Raw genomic sequence first — 16,932 nt, forward strand, 5'->3', positions numbered from 1 at the left:
GCATCCGCCGAGCCCACCGCCAGGGAATCCGCCGAGAAAAAAGATGGCGCCGCCGCCGGCCACGGCCGGCGGCGGCGCCATCGGTCCGCCTACCGCCCGGCGGGAATCCGGTGCGCGCCCGCGCGGCGGTGCGACGACCCGGGCCGCACCTGCGGTACGGCCGGCCGCGACCCCCGGTCCAGCCGGCGGGACAGCAGCACCACCGCGACCAGCGGCAGCGCGTACTTCAGCTGGAAGAACACGACGTTGTCCAGGTCGGCGCTGACGATGCCGACGAGCGTCCAGGCCATCGGGGCGAGCAGCTTCGGCGCCAGGTCCGGCCGGTGCACCGCGTTCAGGTAGTACCGCCGGACGGCCCGGACGACCAGGCCGAGCACCGCGAAGGAGAGCAGCCCGCCGACCGGCCCGAAGTTGATGATCGCCTCGCCGGCGAGCCCGTAGACCTTGCTCGACCGGTGCTCGCTCTCCAGGATCGTGGGCCCGTACAGCAGGACGGAGCCCACCTCGACCTTGCTCACCGGGTGGTAGGGCAAAAGCGCGTCGGGCAGCAGCAGGGTCATGGCGTTCAGGTAGGTGGACCCGAGCACGGGCTCGGCCTCGCCGTGCAGGTGCCGGTCGAGCACCACGGCCTGGACGTCGGCCCGGCCGAAGTCGCCGGTCAGCAGCGTGGGCAGGTCGCGTCCGGTGGCGGAGGACACCTCCTCCACGCTGCGGGTGCCGTTGGCCACCGCGAGCACGTTGGGCCCGGCGGACTTGTACAGGCCGTAGCCGTACATGTAGACCAGCAGCACGGCGACGACGGCGAACAGCGCCCGGCGGGGGATCCGCCGTACCAGCAGGTGGATGATGATCAGGCAGAGCAGCACCGGCCACATGGTGCTGCTCCGGCTGCCCTTCAGGCCGCTGACGAAGAACTGCGTCACGGCCAGGCCGGTCATCAGCAGGATCAGCAGCCCCGGCCGCCGGGCCAGCGCGGAGCGCCAGCGCACCAGCACCATCGCCACCAGGAGCGCCGGGAACGCCTCCGTGATCAGGAGGAACCAGCCGAGGCCCGCCAGCTCCGGCCGCTCGTAGGACCCGGTCATGACCTCCACGAACCCGGACAGCCCGCCGAACATGGCGACCTCGACGCCGAACGCGGCGAAGCTGACCGCGACGGCGAGCAGCCCGAACCACCAGAACGCCCGGACGTCCAGTTGCCGCGCCGGCCGGTGCCGCCGGCGCCCGCGGCGGGCCGGGAGGGCCAGCACGACCCGGTAGAGGGCGAGGCCGAGCGTGTTCAGCACGGCCATGGCGCCGATCGCGTTCGGCCAGTCGGGAGGGTCGTAGATACGCGGCGACCAGTGGTCCAGGCCGACCTGCAGGATCGGGGCCACGTAGAAGAAGTGGAAGCCCATCAGACCCAGGTAGGCCCGGGGGTCGAACACGTCGGTCCGCCGGTGGAACCACGCGACGGTGTCCACCCCGATGAGGATCCCGCTGAGCGTCACGGGCACCATCAGCCAGTGGCGCAGGCTCGGCACGAACACCACCAGGGCGAGGCTGAGCGACAGCACCAGCGCGGTCGTGAGCCTCCCGTCAGAGGGCGACCGCCGCTCCTGGGCCGCCACCCGCACCGCGGGTGCCGGCAGCAGCTCGTCCCGCGGGCTCACCGGGCGACGCCCCACAGGGCCCGCCACTGCCGGGCCACGGCGGCGAGGGTGAACGGCGACGCGCGCAGGGACGAGGCGATCTCCCGGCGCCGGTCCGCGCCGGTCGCGGCCTGGTCGAGCGCCACCTGCGCCCAGCGGTCCGCCCCCGCGCTCAGGGGCACCGGGGTGAGCCCGGTGACCAGCGCCGCGAGCTCCCGGAGACAGGCCAGGTCGGACGAGACGACCGGCACGCCGACGGCCAGGGCCTCGAGGACCACGCCCGGCAGCCCCTCCCGCAGCGACGGCAGGAGCAGGACGTCGGCGGCGGCCAGCACGGCAGCGATGTCGTCCACCTCCCCGGCGAGGACCACATGCCCGTCGGCCCCGATCCCGGGGCAGGCGGCGGTGAGGTCGTCGGTACCGGCCGGTCCGGCGACGAGTAGCCGGGTGTCGGGCCGCAGCGCGCGGGCGGCCCGGTGCACGTCGACGAGGAACGGGCGGTTCTTCTCCGGGGCGGCCCGGCCGAGGTAGCCGAGCACGGGAACGTCGGCCGGCAGGCCCCAACGCTCGCGGGCCGCCCGTCGGGCCCATCCGTCGACCCGGTCGAGGGCGACGCCGTTGTAGAGCACCCGGTAGCGCGGGTCGTCGCCGGGCGGGCGGGTGAAGTCCAGCGCCGCGGCCGTCACCCCCAGCACGTCGGTCGCGGCGTGGCGCAGCAGCCGGCGCAGGACCGCGCGCTGGAGGCGCCGCCGCCCGGTCTCGACCCGGCCGTCGCCCTCGCTCCACAGGCGCGCCACCCGTACCGGGACACCGCAGAACCGCGCCACCAGCAGGACCAGCGCGCTGGTCAGGCTGATGTGCGACACCACGACGTCGGGCCGCAGCGCCCGCAGGCAACGCCACATCCGCAGCGCGAACGTGGCCCTCGGCCGTACCGGCAGCTGCCGGACCGCCGCGCCCGCGGCGCGGAACTCGCCGGCCAGCGTGCCCTCCCAGCCGGCGACGGTGACGAACGTCTGGTGCGCCTGCGTGGGCGGAATCGACCGGCACACGTCCAGCGTGGCCGTCTCGATCCCGCCCCGGTCCAGGCAGCCGACCACGTGCACCACCCGGCGTGGCGCGCCGGGCCCGGCCGGCGGCCCGCCGGCGGTCGCGGCGCCGGGCTCCCGGACACCGGCCGGGCCCGGGACGGGGCCGGCCGAGCCGGCGTCGGGCTGGCGGGCGTGCGGGGCGCGCGGCTGCACCGGTCTGCCGGTGGACATACGGCATCTCTCCTCGGGACGGTCGGGCCGTCGGGGCCCGGACGGGGGTCAGCGGGAGCGGATCAGGCTCTTGCGCGCGGTCGCGTCCCGCACGCTGCGGTAGAACGCCTCGCGGCGCGGCTGCAGGACGTCCCGTGAGTACGCCCGCGCCCGGGCCAGGTTCCGGGCCGAGGCGGCGGTCATCCGCTCCGGGGCGCCGAGCATGGCGGCCACCGCGTCGGCCAGCGCCCCCGGGTCGCCCGGCGGGACGAGATCCTGGGCCGAGAGCAACTCCGGTATGCCGCCGACGCGGGTGCCCAGTGCCGGCAGCGCGCGGGCCATCGCCTCGATCAGCGCCCGGGGCAGGCCCTCGGTGCGCGACGGCATGACGAACAGGTCGGCCGCGTCGAGCCGCCGGTGCAGCGGCTCGCCGGGCGGGCACCAGCCGAGGAACGTCACCCGGTCGGCGACGCCGGCCCGCCGGGCCAGGTCCGCCAGGCGGGGCTGGTAGCGGCCGGTCCCCACGTGGGCGAGCCGCACCGGGCGGCCGGCGGCCGCCAGCCGGGCCACCGCCTCGATCAGCACGTCCACGCCCTTGTACAACTGGTCCATCGTGCCGACGGTGACCAGCGTCGGCTCGGCCCCCACCGGCACGGCGCCGCGGCGCGGCTGCGGGACGAAGGCGGTGGGCGGCAGGTCGATGCTGGACGCGGCCGTCGTCGGGACGCCGGGCCGGGCCGGGTAGCGGGATTGCAGGTGCCCGCGGGTCACGTAGGACACCGCGACGGCGGCGGCGCACTCGTCCCGCAGCCGGGCGGCGAAACGCCGCCGCAGCAGGGGCCGCAGCGGGTGGCCGACGGCCCCGGGCGCGAACACGTCGTACGGGTCGGCGACCACCTCCAGCCCGTACGGCAGGCGCCGGCGGTCACGCCCGGCGGCCAGCAGCGTCCCGATCGCCGACGGGACGCGCAGGATCACCGCGTCCCGGGCGTCCGCGGCCTCGCCGACGGCCGCGGCGACCGCCCGCCGCGCCGCCAGGTACTGCCGCGGCCCCACGTAGTACGGCAGCGGCCACACCCCGACCCGGTCCCCGTCGACCCGTCGCGCGGTCTCGCCGGCGCGTTCGGTGTCCTGCACCCGGGCCACCACCCGCACCTCGTCGAACACGGCGAGGTAGCGGGTCCAGAACCCGTGGTCGGGTCCGTCGGGCGTCCACACCGCCCCGTCCGGCGTACGGCGGAAGCGCGCCTCGGAGGTGACGACGACCCTCATCCGCGCCACCCGCCGGCCGCGAGGTCCTCGACGATGTCCGCCACCCGGACGGCCGAGTCGCGGTTGTCGAACCGCTCCACCATCAGCCGGCGGGCCGCCCGCCCCCGCTCCGGCAGCCGGCCGGCCGCGAACTCCTGGTACGCGGCCGACAGCGCCCCGGTCAGCGCCGCCACGTCGTCCATCGGGACGACCCAGCCGCAGCTCTCGTCGACGGTCTCGGGCAGGCCGCCGGCCTCGCTGACGATGCTCGGCACCGCCATCGCGCCCGCCTCGACGGCCGCCCCGTGGCTCTCGCCCAGCGACGGGCTCACGCTCACGTCCGCCGCGGCGTACCACGGACGGACGTCCTCGACCGTCTCCAGCCAGGTGATGCCGGGGTCGCCGGCCACGCCGAAGCGCTCGATCAGCTCGCGGCGGTGGGCCGCGCCCGCCTCGCCCCAGCCCCCGCCGACCACCAGCAGGTGCGCCCGCGGGTGGCGCTCGCGGAACCGGCGCCACGCCGGGAAGAGCACGTCGTGGCCCTTGATCCCGCGGCCCCGGTTGATCAACCGGATCGGCGGGTAGACGTAGGCGACCATCACCGCCAGGAACGTGTCGTCGCCGACGCCCAGCTCGGCCCGGGCCTTCGCCCGCGCCTCCGCGTGCGCCCGCCGGTCGAAGTCCACGCCGTCGCCGGGCTCCGCCGGGACCGTCCAGTCCGGCCGGTGCCGGTCGGTGTTCACCCCGTACGTGGCCACCGGGCGCCGCCGGGGCGGGCAGCCCAGCTCCCCGTACCGGTCCGACGCGTGCCGGCAGCCGCAGATGATCACGTCGTCCAGCCGCCACAGCAGACGCTCGACGGGGCGGATGACCGGGGACTCGAGGTACAGCGGGCCGGCCACCATGTGCACCCGGCGCAGCGACATGCCGAGGGTGGCGAACCGGCCGGCGAACGCGGAGGCGAGCAGGTGGTAGTGCAGCACGTCCGGGGCCAGCCGGCGCAGCAGCCGGCGCAGGCCCAGCAGGCCGCGTACGCTGCCCGGGCCGACCCGGAAGTCGAACGGCGACTCCTCGACCCGTACGCCCCGGCGCCGCAGCTCGGCCGTGAGCCGGCCCTCGCCGGGCGGCAGGACGACGACCACCTCGTGGCCGCGGGCGCGCAGTTCCTCGACCTGCGGCAGGATCCACATCCCGCCGCTGTTCGTCTTGAGCAGCACGGCGACCCGCAGCCGCCGCGCGGCGGCGGGCCCGCCCACGGCGGCCGGCGTACGCCCCGGCCCCTCGGCGTCGGCGATCATCGAGCAGGTACCCCCTTGACGACGGTGTGCGGTGGGACGTCCCGGACGACGCAGGCGGCGGCACCGACCGTGGCGTGGGTGCCGACCCGGCGGCCCTCCAGCACCACGGCCCCGGCGCCGACCAGCGCGCCGCTGTCGATCCGGCAGTTGCCCGACACGGCGGCGAGGGGGTTGACCGAGACGAGGTCGCCGAGCACGCAGTCGTGCCCGACGGTGACGTTCTGGTTGAGGTGCACGTGCCGGCCCATGGTCACGTTCGTGGTGACTCGCGCCCCGGGGAACACCAGCAGGCCCTCGCCGTGCCGGGCGTCGGGCCCGACCGTGGCGTCCGGGTGCACCAGGTCCGCCGCCGGCAGGCCGTACCCGTCGATCCGCTCGACCACCGCGCGCCGGGCCGCCGGCACCCCGATGCCCACCGCGACGTGGGTACGCGGCGGCAGCGTCGCGAGCACCGTCGTGGGGCCGAGGTACGCGTGCCCGAGCCGGGCGACCCGCTTGCGGTTGGCCTCGCTGGGCGCGTCGTCGACGAAGCCCAGCACCCGCCAGGGCGGTCCGGCGGCGGACGCCCGGTTGACCGCGTCGATGATGCCGAGCACCTCCCGGCCGTGGCCGCCGCAGCCGACCACGACGACGTCGGCGCTCACCCCGTCACCGCCCTGCGCTGGCTGGTTCGCTCGCTGCGCTCGCTCATGCCGTCACCTCGCTGCGCTCGGCGCCGATCCCGGCCCCGACCGGCACCCGGCTGCCGTGGAACTCGTGTGCCGTCACGCTGCCCGGCGCCGTGATGCCCTCCCGGCGCAGGACCACCACCACGGTCCGGGCGAGGATGCGCAGGTCCAGCAGGAAGCCGCGGTTGTCGACGTACCAGACGTCGTAGGCGAAGCGCCGCTCCCAGGTCAGCGCGTTGCGCCCGTTCACCTGCTGCAGGCCGGTCACGCCGGGGCGCACCTCGTGCCGGCGGAACTGCTCCGGGGTGTACCGGTCGAGATAGGACGGCAGCAGCGGGCGCGGCCCGACCAGGCTCATGTCGCCGCGCAGCACGTTCCACAGGCCCGGCAGCTCGTCGAGGCTCGTCGCCCGCAGCCAGGCGCCGAGCGGGGTGAGCCGGGCGGCGTCGGTGGCCGGCCCGTCGGCGGACCCCGGCACGGTCATGGACCGGAACTTGACCAGGTCGAACAGCCTCGCGTGGCGGCCCGGCCGCGGCTGCCGGAACAGCACGGGCCGGCCCATCGTCACCAGGATCGCGACGGCGATGGCGAGCATGACGGGCGTGGCCAGCACGAGGCACACCGCGGCGACGACGACGTCGAGAAGGCGCTTGGCGCACTCGTACGCGCGGGGAGCCGTCATCGGCGGCCCTCCAGGAACTCCTCGACGGTGGCGAACAGGCGGTCGGCGTCGGCGTTGGTCAGCCCGGAGCCGCTGGGCAGCGAGACGCTCGTGGCGAAGAGCCGGTCGGCTGCTCCGGTCAGCGCGGCCGGGCGGCCCGCGTACACGGGTTGCCGGTGCATCGGCTTCCACATCGGGCGGGTCTCGACGTCCCGGGCGGCGAGGTGCCGGCCGAGCTCCGCGGCGTCCCACCCGGCGGCGTCCGGGTCCACCACGAGGGAGGTGAGCCAGCAGTTGGAGCCGCTGTCGCCGTCGCCGAGGATCCGGGTGCCGGGTACGGCGGCGAACAGCTTCGCGTACCGCTCCCGGATCGCGCGCCGTCGCTCGATCATCTGGTCCAGCCGGCGCAGCTGCGCGCGCCCCAGCGCCGCCAGGACGTTGCTCAGCCGGTAGTTGTGGCCGACGTCGCGGTGCTCGTAGTGGGGGACGGGCTCGCGGGCCTGCGTGGACAGGTGCCGGCACCGGGCGACCAGGCCTGCGTCGTCCGAGACCACCATGCCGCCGCAGGACGTGGTCATGATCTTGTTGTGGCTGAACGAGAAGACACCGACCCGGCCGAACGACCCCGCCGCGCGTCCGCGCCGCGTCGCGCCGAGCGCCTGGGCGGAGTCCTCCACCACCGGTACGCCGGCGTCGGCGCAGACCGGCAGCAGCCGCTCGTAGTCGGCGCACGATCCGTTGATGTCCACCGTCATGACGGCGGCGACGCGTTCACCCTCGGCACGCAGCCGGTCGAGCAGCGCCGACAGCAGGTCGACGTCGACGTTGCCGGAGGCCGGCTCGCAGTCGACGAAGACCGGCTGGGCCCCCGTGTACACCACGGCGTTGGCCGTGGCCGCGAACGTGAGGGTGGGCACCACCACGACGGTGCCCGGTCCCGCGCCCACCGCGAGCAGGGCGAGGTGCAGGGCGGCCGTTCCCGAGCTGACCCCGAGCGCGTGGGCCGTGCCGACCCGCCGGGCCACCTCCTGTTCGAAGTGCCGGATCTCCGGCCCGTCCGGGTCGAACCGTCCGGAGCGGACGGCGCGCAGGACGTACGCCTCCTCCAGGGGGCTCAGGTCGGGCGGGGACAGAAAGATCGTTCCGCTCATATGGGGGACACCCTCCGGTCGGCGGGCCGTCGGTCGGCGGGCACGGGACGGCAGGACAGCGCACCCTCCTGGCCCTCCCGACTGATCGCGCGATAAGTCGACAAATGGGTTCTATCAGAGGTTGAACGACCAGATGACCGTTTTGGACACCGGTGTCCGGCGTGGGACTGGTGCGCCCCACGGCGACTGGGGTGTCGGGCGGTGCGAGGCTCGCCAGCCGGGGGTCGCGGCACTGCCCGGACACCACCATGTCCCCGACATGGAGTCGATCACCGGGGCGTGCGACACAGAACGGCGCGAGCGGCTACCGGGACCGGACCCGAGACCCCGAGACCGGATCGGCAGCGACCCGGGATGAGCCGACGGTGGCCGGGGACGAGTCGAACGGGCCAGTGACCGGGACGAGCCGACCGGCAGCGGCCGGGACGGGGTCGGGTGGGGGCCCTGCGCCGCCGCTGGCCACCCACAAGCACCCCCAGATCGGACATTCATCGCGAACGGTCCCCTCGGACAGGGATGATCCACTCCATGTCGCCGACACGGCGGCATCCTGGCGCCCGGACACCACCATGTCCCCGACATGGAGTCGATCACCGGAACGAACCGACGGATACGGCACGGGACGGGGTCGGGTGGGGCCCGCCGTGACCGGCGCAGGGATTAAGCCTGACCGCCCGAAGCTGGGCACAGCGGGGGCCACCCCTACCGCAACCTCCAATGAATCCCGCCATGTCGCCGACATGGCGGGGCCGGCCAGCGACCGCCTCCGGGCGCTACAGTGCTGCCGGTCGGGCGAGCTCGGGGGGCGCCGTTCGCCCATGTCGATCCGTCGCTCGGTCGCCTGCACCGACGACGCGCGAGGGAGGCGGGTCCGTGCTGCATCTGAGGGTGATCGCCCCGCCCGACCAGACCGCGGCGGTGGCCGACCTGCTGGGCGCCGACCCCGGGGTCACCCACCTGGCGGTGCTCCCGGGCGTGGCCCGGCAGCCCCGGGGCGACCTGATCCTCTGCGACGTGGTCCGCGAGCGGGCCGACAACGTGCTGCGGGGCCTGCAGGAGATCGGCGTGGAGGCGCGCGGCGGGATCGCCGCCGACGACGTGGAGCTCACCCTCTCCACCGCCGCGGGGCACGCCGCCGAGGAGGCGCCGGGCAGCGGCGCGGACGCCGTGGTCTGGGACGAGGTCGCGGCGAAGACCGGCGAGCAGACGGAACTGTCGGCGACCTACCTGGTGCTGATCGTGGTGGCCACCATGATCGCCGGCATCGGGGTGCTGCTCGACCAGCCGATCCTGATCGTCGGCGCGATGGTGGTCGGCCCCGAGTTCGGCCCGCTCGCCGCGCTCTGCGTGGCGCTGCTGCGCCGCAGGCCGGCGACCGTCGTCCGCTCGGTGCAGGCCCTCGTGGTGGGCTTCCTGGCCGCCATGCTCGCCACGGTCCTCAGCACCTGGGCGCTCACCGCCGCAGGCCTGGTCCACCGGGGCATGCTGCTGGCCGAGCGGCCGCTGACCGATTTCATCTGGCGCCCCGACGCCCTGTCCTGGGTGGTCGGCCTGCTGGCCGGTGTCGCCGGGATGCTCTCGTTGACCTCCAAGAAGTCCGGCGCCCTGGTCGGGGTCCTGATCTCGGTCACCACCGTGCCGGCGGCCGCGAACGTCGCCGTCGCCGCCGCGTACGGCGTGTGGCACGAGGCGGGCGGCTCGGCGTTCCAGTTGGTGATCAACCTGTGCGCGATCGTGCTCGCCGGGCTGGTGACCCTCGCCGTGCAGCAACTCTGGTGGTGGCACGTGGGCCGGCGGGTCAGGCGCCGGGCCGCCCGGACCGGGGTCGCCGGGCGCTGAACCCGTCCGGCGCGGACGAGCCCGGGGTCGCGTCCGGGGCGGGCCGCGGGCCGGGCTCAACCCGCGTCGTCGCCGGCCTCCAGCCGGCGGGTGAGCATGTCGCGCAGCGGCATCGACTCGCCGTCGCGCCCGCCCTCGCCGACGATCAGGGGCGCGGGGCCGGGCGGCGGGTCGGCCCCGAGGACGCGGGCGCGCAGGCTGGCCGGCACGGTCAGCAGGTACCACCGGCCGGCCGTGTCCACCGCACGGGTGTGGGCCCGATCGACGTACCAGCCCGTCAGCCTGGTCCGGTAGCGACCGCGGCCCGCGTACGGCACAGCGGTGAGCCGGGTGGGCGGCAGCCCTCGCCGGGTCGCCTCGGCCACGAACCAGGCCACGATCCGCGCGGCCTCGGCGCGCTCGGCCGCCCGTCGCCGCTCGTCGGCCTCGGCGTGCGCCCGCACCGCCCGCCGCTGCCGCTCCCGCCACGCGAGGCCGTCGTCGGAACCCATGACGGCGACGGTACGCCCACCCGGCCGTCGGCACCCGAAGGCCGCCGCCCCGGAGGGCCGCCTCGGGCACCGGCACCGGAGGGCGTCCCGGCCGTCGGCACCCGAAGGCCGCCCCGGCCGTCGGCACCCGAAGGCCGCCCCGGGGAGTGGATCGGATCCCGACCGTCCTCGGTCCCTCTGGAGCTGCCCCCACGGGCGGGGCAGCCGCCGTCGCACGCTGACCAGCCGCAGGCGGGCGCATGGACGGGGCAGCTCCAGAGGGGCCGCCGGAGCCACCACCGGCGGCCTCGCCGAGGGGCCGCCGGAGGCACTGCCGGAAGGCCCTCGCCCCGAGGGGCCGCCGGAGGCGCTGCCGGAAGGCCCCCGCCCGAGGGGCCGCCGCAGCACCACCGGCAGCGACCGCGCCCGGGAGCCGAGCGCGGTCGCTGCCGGAGGACGCCGCACCGCCGTCAGGCGAGACCGGCGCGGCGCAGCGCGTCCGCCATCGCCCCGTTGGCCGGCGGCGGGGTCCCGCCGCCCCGGCCCTGCCGCTGTGGGCCGCCCCGCGAGCCGCCGCGCCCCTGGCCGCCCCGGCCGCCGCCCCGCTCGGCGGACTGCTCGCCGCGGGGACCGCCGCGCTCGCGCCGGCCGCCGTCGCCGCCCCGCCCGGCGCCGGGCTCGGCGTCGTCCTCCAGCCGCAGTGTCAGCGAGATCCGCTTGCGCGGCACGTCGACGTCGAGGACCTTGACCCGGACCACGTCGCCGGACTTCACCACGTCGCGCGGGTCCTTCACGAACGTCCGCGACATCGCCGAGACGTGGACCAGGCCGTCCTGGTGCACGCCGACGTCGACGAACGCCCCGAACGCCGCCACGTTGGTGACCACGCCCTCCAGGATCATGCCCGGGGTCAGGTCGCCGATCGTCTCCACGCCCTCGACGAACGTCGCCGTCCGGAACTCCGGGCGCGGGTCGCGGCCCGGCTTCTCCAACTCGGCGAGAATGTCGGTCACGGTGGGCAGGCCGAACGTGTCGTCGACGAAGTCGGTGGCCCGCAGCCCGCGCAGGATGCCGCTCTGCCCGATCAGCGCGCGCACGTCCCGCCCGGTGTGGGCCAGGATCCGCCGCACCACCGGGTACGCCTCGGGGTGCACGCTGGAGGAGTCCAGCGGGTCGTCGCCTCCGGGGATGCGCAGGAAGCCGGCGCACTGCTCGAACGCCTTCGGGCCGAGCCGGGGCACCTTACGCAGGTCGGCCCGGGTGCGGAACGGGCCGTTGGCGTCCCGGTGCAGCACGATGTTCTCCGCCAGCCCCGCGCCGATGCCGGACACCCGGGTCAGCAACGGCGCGGACGCGGTGTTGACGTCCACCCCGACGGCGTTCACGCAGTCCTCGACCACGGCGTCCAGCGAGCGGGAGAGCTTCACCTCGGACAGGTCGTGCTGGTACTGCCCCACGCCGATCGAGCGCGGGTCGATCTTCACCAGTTCGGCGAGCGGGTCCTGGAGGCGGCGGGCGATGGAGACCGCGCCGCGCAGCGACACGTCCAGGCCCGGCAGCTCCTGCGAGGCGTACGCGGAGGCGGAGTAGACCGACGCGCCGGCCTCGGAGACCACCACCTTGGTCAGTTTCAGCTCCGGGTGCCGCTTGATCAGGTCGCCGGCCAGCTTGTCCGTCTCCCGGCTGGCGGTGCCGTTGCCGATGGCGACCAGCTCCACCCGGTGCGCCGCCGCCAGCCTCGCCAGGGTCTCGATCGAGGCGTCCCACTGCCGGCGCGGCTCGTGCGGGTAGATCGTGTCGGTGGCCACCACCTTGCCGGTGGCGTCGACCACCGCCACCTTGACCCCGGTACGCAGGCCCGGGTCCAGCCCCATCGTCGCCCGGGTGCCGGCCGGGGCGGCGAGCAGCAGGTCGCGCAGGTTGGTGGCGAACACCCGCACCGCCTCCTCCTCGGCCGCCTGCCACAGCCGCATGCGCAGGTCCGCGCCGAGGTGGATGAGGATCCGCGTACGCCAGGCCCAGCGCACCGTGTCGGCCAGCCACCTGTCCGCCGGGCGCCCCTGGTCGGCGACGCCGAACCGGGCGGCGATCGCCGCCTCGTACCGGCTCGGGCCGCTGGCCACGGCGTCGGAGTCGCCCTCCGGCTCCGGGTCCATCGTCAGGTCGAGCGCGCCCTCCTTCTCGCCCCGGAACATCGCCAGGATGCGGTGCGAGGGGAGCTTCGGGTACGGCTCGGCGAAGTCGAAGTAGTCGGCGAACTTGGCCCCGGCGGACTCCTGGCCCTCGCGTACCCGGGACACCAGCCGGCCCCGCGACCACATCTGCTCGCGCAGCGTGCCGATCAGGTCGGCGTCCTCGGCGAAGCGCTCGATGAGGATGGCCCGCGCGCCGTCCAGCGCGGCGGCGGCGTCAGCCACGCCCTTGTCCGCGTCGACGTACCCGGCGGCGGTCGCCTTCGGGTCCTGGCCCGGGTCGGCCAGCAGGGCGTCCGCGAGGGGCTCCAGCCCGGCCTCGCGGGCGATCTGCGCCCGGGTGCGCCGCTTCGGCTTGTACGGCAGGTAGATGTCCTCCAGCCGGGACTTCGAGTCGGCCGCCATGATCTGCGCTTCCAGGGCCTCGTCGAGCTTGCCCTGGCTGCGGATGGACTCCAGCACCGCGGCGCGGCGCTCGTCCAGCTCGCGCAGGTAGCGCAGGCGCTCCTCGAGGGTGCGCAGCTGGGCGTCGTCGAGCAGGCCGGTGGCCTCCTTGCGGTAGCGGGCGATGAACGGCACGGTGGCGCCGCCGTCGAGCAGCTCCACGGCCGCCCGGACCTGACGTTCGGCGACGCCGAGCTCGTCGGCGATCCGCTGGTGCACAGACTGGGTCACGATCTGTTCCGCCTTCTCGGGTGGGTTCCGTCCTGCATTGTGCCGGTCGCTCCCGACGAGCTGGCGGCGCACCCGCCGTTCGCTGCTAGCGTGGCGATCATGGATCTTCCCGCTGACCCGCGGGCGCGGCGGCTGTTCGGCGGCAGCGCCCGGGCCCTCGGTGACCTCGCCGGCAGCCCCTTCCGCGCCGACCGGGACCGCATCATCGCCTCGCCCTTCTTCACCAGGCTGGGCGGGGTCACCCAGGTGGTCAGTCCCGGCGGGTCCGGCCTGCTGGTGCACAACCGGCTCACGCACAGCCTGAAGGTCGCCCAGGTGGCCCGGGCGATCGCCGAGCGGCTCACCGCCGACGGGCGCCGGCGGGACCTGCTGGACAAGCTCGGCGGCTGCGACCCGGACGTGGTGGAGGCCGCCGCGCTCGCCCACGACCTCGGGCACCCGCCGTTCGGGCACCTGGGGGAGCGGGTGCTCGACCGGCTGGCCCGGCAACGCCTCGGCCTGGCCGACGGCTTCGAGGGCAACGCGCAGTCGTACCGGATCGTCACCAGCACCGAGATCCGGGGCGCGGCCACCACCGGGCTCGACCTGACCGCGGCGGTCCGGGCGGCCATGCTGAAGTATCCGTGGACGCGGCTGGACCACCCCGATCCCCACCCGCGGCACCTCGCCCCGCCGCCGCGCGGCGCGGCCGCCCCGCCGGACGATCCCGACAGCGGCTCGGCGAAGTTCGGCGCGTACCGCACGGAGCTGGACGACCTGCGGCAGGCCCGGGAGCCGTTCGCCGGCCGGATCGCCGACTGGCAGCAGACCGTCGAGGCGTCGGTGATGGACACCGCCGACGACATCGCGTACGCCATCCACGACGTGGAGGACTTCTATCGGGTCGGGGTGCTCCAGCAGGGCGCGGTGGCCGCCGAGCTGATGGCCTGGCAGCGGGAGAACGGGCACTTCCGCGCGGTCACCGAGCCGGCCCTGGCCGGGGCCGCCCGCCGCCCGGGGGCGGCCATCGAACGGCTGCGCCGGCAGCTGCACCGCAAGGACGGCTGGATCGCCGACGACGAGGCGTTCGCCGCGGCCGTCGAGCACGTCCGGCAGGAGCTGGTCGAGGGGCTGCTGGCGCTGCCGTTCGACGGCTCGATCGAGGCCGAGCAGTACGTGGCCCGGTTCTCCGCCCGGTGGACCACCCGGCTCGTGGACGCGATCACCGTGACCGACGCGCCGTCGATGCGCTCCGGGCACGTGCTGCTCGGCCCGGCGCAGTGGCACGAGGTGCAGGTGCTCAAGTTCGTCCACCACCGGTTCGTGCTGGCCCGGCCGGACCTCGCCCTGCACCAGCGCGGCCAGGCCCGGCTGCTGGGCACGCTGGTCGAGGCGCTGTGGGAGTGGCTGCTCGACCCGGAGGAGGAGTCCCGGCTGCCGCGCCGGCTGCACGACCTGGTGGAGCTGGCCGAGGCGGAGCTGCACCCGCGTACGCCGGAGCGGATCGGCCGGGCCCGGGGACGGGCCATCGTCGACTTCGTCGCCCAGCTCACCGACGGGCAGGCGGTGGCGATGCTGGACGCGCTCTCCGGCCGCTCCGGCGCGCTCTGGACGGACGCGTTCGTGCTCTGAAGGCGCGTTCGTGCTCTGAAGGCGCGTTCGCGGGCTGGCGGGCGGGCGCCGCTCAGGCCACGGCCTGCCACCAGCCGTCGACCGGAAGCGGGTCGTCCACCACCACCCGCTCGCCGGGGCGGGGCACGGCGAGCCGGACGTCGCGGGCCTTCGCCTCGGCCCACAGCCGGTCCACCGGCTCCGACCAGTCGTGCAGGGCCAGGTTGAACGTCGCCCAGTGCACCGGGACGAACAACCCGCCGCGCAGGTCGAGGTGGGCGGCGACGGCCTCCTCCGGGAACATGTGGATGCTCGGCCACGCCCGGTCGTACGCGCCGATCTGCATCAGCGTCACGTCGAACGGGCCGTGCTGGGCGCCGATCTCGGCGTACCCGTCGAAGTAGCCGGAGTCGCCGGTGTAGAAGACCCGCCGGTGCGCGCCGGCCACCACCCAGGAGCTCCACAGCGTGCCGTCGCGGCGCAGCCCCCGTCCGGAGAAGTGCTGGGCGGCGGTGGCGGTGATCGTCAGCCCGCCGACCCGGTGGCTCTCCGACCAGTCCAGCTCGACGATCCGGTGCTCCGGCACGCCCCACCGGTCCAGGTGCGCCCCGACGCCGAGCGGCACCAGGAACGGCGCGGACTGCCGGGCCGTCAGCTCCCGCACGGTGGCCATGTCGAGGTGGTCGTAGTGGTCGTGGGAGATCAGGATCGCGTCCACGGCCGGCAGCTCGTGCAGGCCGACCGGCGGCTCGTGCAGCCGGCGCGGCCCGACCAGCGCCGACGGGGAGCACCGGTCGCTCCACACCGGGTCGAGCAGCACCCGCCGCCCCTCGATCTCGACCAGGGTGGAGGCGTGGCCGTACCAGACGACGTTCAGCTCGCGGCCGTCGTCGGCGGCGGGCGCGTCGGCCGGGCGCAGCAGCGGCACGGCGGCGCTCGGCCGGCGCTTCTGCTTGCCGAAGATCAGCTCACGGACGAGGTTGCGGTCCACCGCGCCGGGCGCGGACCGGGAGCCCGGCCGGTTGTGGAAGGTGCCGTCGCGGAACTGAGGCGAACGGGCCGCCCGCTCGGCGCGGGCCCCGGTGAGCCGGCCGCCCAGCGCCGCCGGCACGTCCCGCCCCACCCAGGCCAGGCCGGCGACGGCGGCAAGTCCGGCCGCCCCGGGCAGCCGCCGCGCGATTGCCCGTCGTCCGCCCTGTCCCGCTGGTTCCGCCATCGTCGCGCTCCCCCTTCAGCCGGTCGCCCCGCCAGTACACGGTAGGCCACCGGCGCACCCGCCGGGTCGTCCCCGGGCGGGCCGGCGCGGGGGCCGGCCCGCCCGGGCCGCGGGCGACGCGGGCCCGGGTCAGCCGCCGTTGCTGGGGCGGTGCGCCGGCGCGCGATACGTGCGCCCCGTGCCGGCGAGCCCGTCGACCGCGGTCAGGAAGCGGCGGCCCATCCGGGCCCGGGCCTGCACCGCGGGATGGGTCGCGCCGAAGTCGTCCGGGCGGGCCTGGCCGTCGGCGAACAGCGCGTACGTGAGCACCGGCGCGCCGGACGCGTCGAAGATCACCCCCGCCTCCTGCCGGGCGCTGCCGAACCAGCCCGCCTTGGTGCCGATCCGGGCGCGCTCGGCGGAGGACATCTCGCGCCGGATGCCGTCGGTGAACGCGATGGGGGAGCGCAGCAGCGGAGCAGGTCGTGGGTCTCCCGCGGGGTGCTGGTGCCGAGGTAGAAGCGGTTCGGGTTGGCCACCGGCTCCAAGCCCCCGGTCCACCTTGTCGAGCACCGCCGTGGCCACCGCGACCTTGTTGACGCTGTACGCCTGGAGCAGGACGTTCGACTCGTCGGCGACGGCCACCTGCGGCGCGCCGCCCGGGTCGGCGACGCTGACGTACGCCCGCCAGCTGCCCCCCGCGAGCGCTGTCTCCTCGGCGTACGCGGCGGCCACCTGGTCGGCGGCCTGGCGGGGCGTGGTGGCGACGGCGGCGGCGGACGCCGGCCCGGCGGTGCCCAACACCGCCCCGGCCGTGGCCACCGTTCCGAATCCCAGCGCGGTCCTGCGGTTCACCCGGATGGTCAATCGTCTCTCCCATCGATGGATGCGGATCACTGTTCCCGCCACCCTAGGGGAAGAGACTGCGCTGCGTGTGCCCCCGACCTCATGGAGCGAGCATGACACGGGGCCCGTGCGGTCGCCCGGTCGCGGGCCCGCCCCGAGGCGCGCGGATCGCGGCTGGTCGGGAGGGGTCGGCACTGTTGGGCGGGGCCTGTGGAGCTGCCCGC

12 protein-coding genes and 1 pseudogene are annotated in these 16,932 nt (G+C 75.7%); 2 read left to right on the forward strand and 11 right to left on the reverse strand.

From position 1 onward, the window contains the following. Positions 1-89: 89 nt before the first annotated feature. The 7 genes from ACGFIZ_RS10565 to ACGFIZ_RS10595 are packed head-to-tail and all read right to left on the reverse strand — an operon-like array spanning position 90 to position 7,901. Positions 90-1,652 (reverse strand): hypothetical protein, encoded by a 1,563-nt coding sequence (locus ACGFIZ_RS10565; RefSeq protein WP_393417883.1) that lies wholly within the window; start codon positions 1,650-1,652, stop codon positions 90-92. Continuing rightward, positions 1,649-2,893: a glycosyltransferase gene (locus tag ACGFIZ_RS10570; RefSeq protein WP_393417885.1), complete on the reverse strand. Its 1,245-nt coding sequence runs from the start codon at positions 2,891-2,893 to the stop codon at positions 1,649-1,651. Before ACGFIZ_RS10570 ends, ACGFIZ_RS10565 begins: the two co-directional genes overlap by 4 nt. A 48-nt stretch (positions 2,894-2,941) precedes the next feature. Continuing rightward, positions 2,942-4,144 (reverse strand): glycosyltransferase, encoded by a 1,203-nt coding sequence (locus tag ACGFIZ_RS10575; protein ID WP_393417887.1) that lies wholly within the window; start codon positions 4,142-4,144, stop codon positions 2,942-2,944. Beyond that, complete coding sequence (locus ACGFIZ_RS10580) at positions 4,141-5,421, reverse strand: glycosyltransferase family 4 protein (protein ID WP_393417889.1); 1,281 nt, start codon at positions 5,419-5,421, stop codon at positions 4,141-4,143. Before ACGFIZ_RS10580 ends, ACGFIZ_RS10575 begins: the two co-directional genes overlap by 4 nt. Continuing rightward, positions 5,418-6,065 (reverse strand): acetyltransferase, encoded by a 648-nt coding sequence (locus ACGFIZ_RS10585; protein WP_393417891.1) that lies wholly within the window; start codon positions 6,063-6,065, stop codon positions 5,418-5,420. The genes ACGFIZ_RS10580 and ACGFIZ_RS10585 overlap by 4 nt, the downstream gene beginning before the upstream one ends. A gap of 43 nt (positions 6,066-6,108) precedes the next feature. Then, complete coding sequence (locus tag ACGFIZ_RS10590; protein ID WP_393417893.1) at positions 6,109-6,771, reverse strand: sugar transferase; 663 nt, start codon at positions 6,769-6,771, stop codon at positions 6,109-6,111. After that, entirely contained in the window at positions 6,768-7,901 is a 1,134-nt protein-coding gene (locus tag ACGFIZ_RS10595; RefSeq protein ID WP_393417895.1) for a DegT/DnrJ/EryC1/StrS family aminotransferase, read from the reverse strand. Before ACGFIZ_RS10595 ends, ACGFIZ_RS10590 begins: the two co-directional genes overlap by 4 nt. An 873-nt stretch (positions 7,902-8,774) precedes the next feature. On the opposite strand from ACGFIZ_RS10595, the gene ACGFIZ_RS10600 reads away from it, so the two are divergent. After that, positions 8,775-9,740 (forward strand): DUF389 domain-containing protein, encoded by a 966-nt coding sequence (locus ACGFIZ_RS10600; protein WP_393417897.1) that lies wholly within the window; start codon positions 8,775-8,777, stop codon positions 9,738-9,740. 56 nt (positions 9,741-9,796) lie between these two features. Here ACGFIZ_RS10600 and ACGFIZ_RS10605 read toward each other — a convergent pair whose 3' ends face one another. Further along, the gene (locus tag ACGFIZ_RS10605) at positions 9,797-10,231 is read right to left on the reverse strand and encodes a hypothetical protein (RefSeq protein ID WP_393417899.1); all 435 of its coding nucleotides are present in this window, start codon (positions 10,229-10,231) and stop codon (positions 9,797-9,799) included. 449 nt (positions 10,232-10,680) lie between these two features. Continuing rightward, positions 10,681-13,115 (reverse strand): annotated as a pseudogene (locus ACGFIZ_RS10610) (Tex family protein). A gap of 61 nt (positions 13,116-13,176) precedes the next feature. Between ACGFIZ_RS10610 and ACGFIZ_RS10615 the strand changes: the two are divergent. After that, positions 13,177-14,688, forward strand: coding sequence for a deoxyguanosinetriphosphate triphosphohydrolase family protein (locus tag ACGFIZ_RS10615; protein ID WP_393417901.1), 1,512 nt, complete (start codon positions 13,177-13,179; stop codon positions 14,686-14,688). A gap of 52 nt (positions 14,689-14,740) precedes the next feature. On the opposite strand, the gene ACGFIZ_RS10620 is transcribed toward ACGFIZ_RS10615, so the two are convergent. Further along, positions 14,741-15,883 (reverse strand): MBL fold metallo-hydrolase, encoded by a 1,143-nt coding sequence (locus tag ACGFIZ_RS10620; protein WP_393417903.1) that lies wholly within the window; start codon positions 15,881-15,883, stop codon positions 14,741-14,743. Positions 15,884-16,012: 129 nt separating this feature from the next. Then, a complete protein-coding gene (locus tag ACGFIZ_RS10625; RefSeq protein ID WP_393417905.1) occupies positions 16,013-16,729 on the reverse strand; it encodes a hypothetical protein in 717 nt (238 codons plus the stop codon). Positions 16,730-16,932: the final 203 nt, after the last annotated feature.

Source organism: Micromonospora sp. NPDC048830 (assembly GCF_043198215.1).
Lineage (GTDB): Bacteria > Actinomycetota > Actinomycetes > Mycobacteriales > Micromonosporaceae > Micromonospora.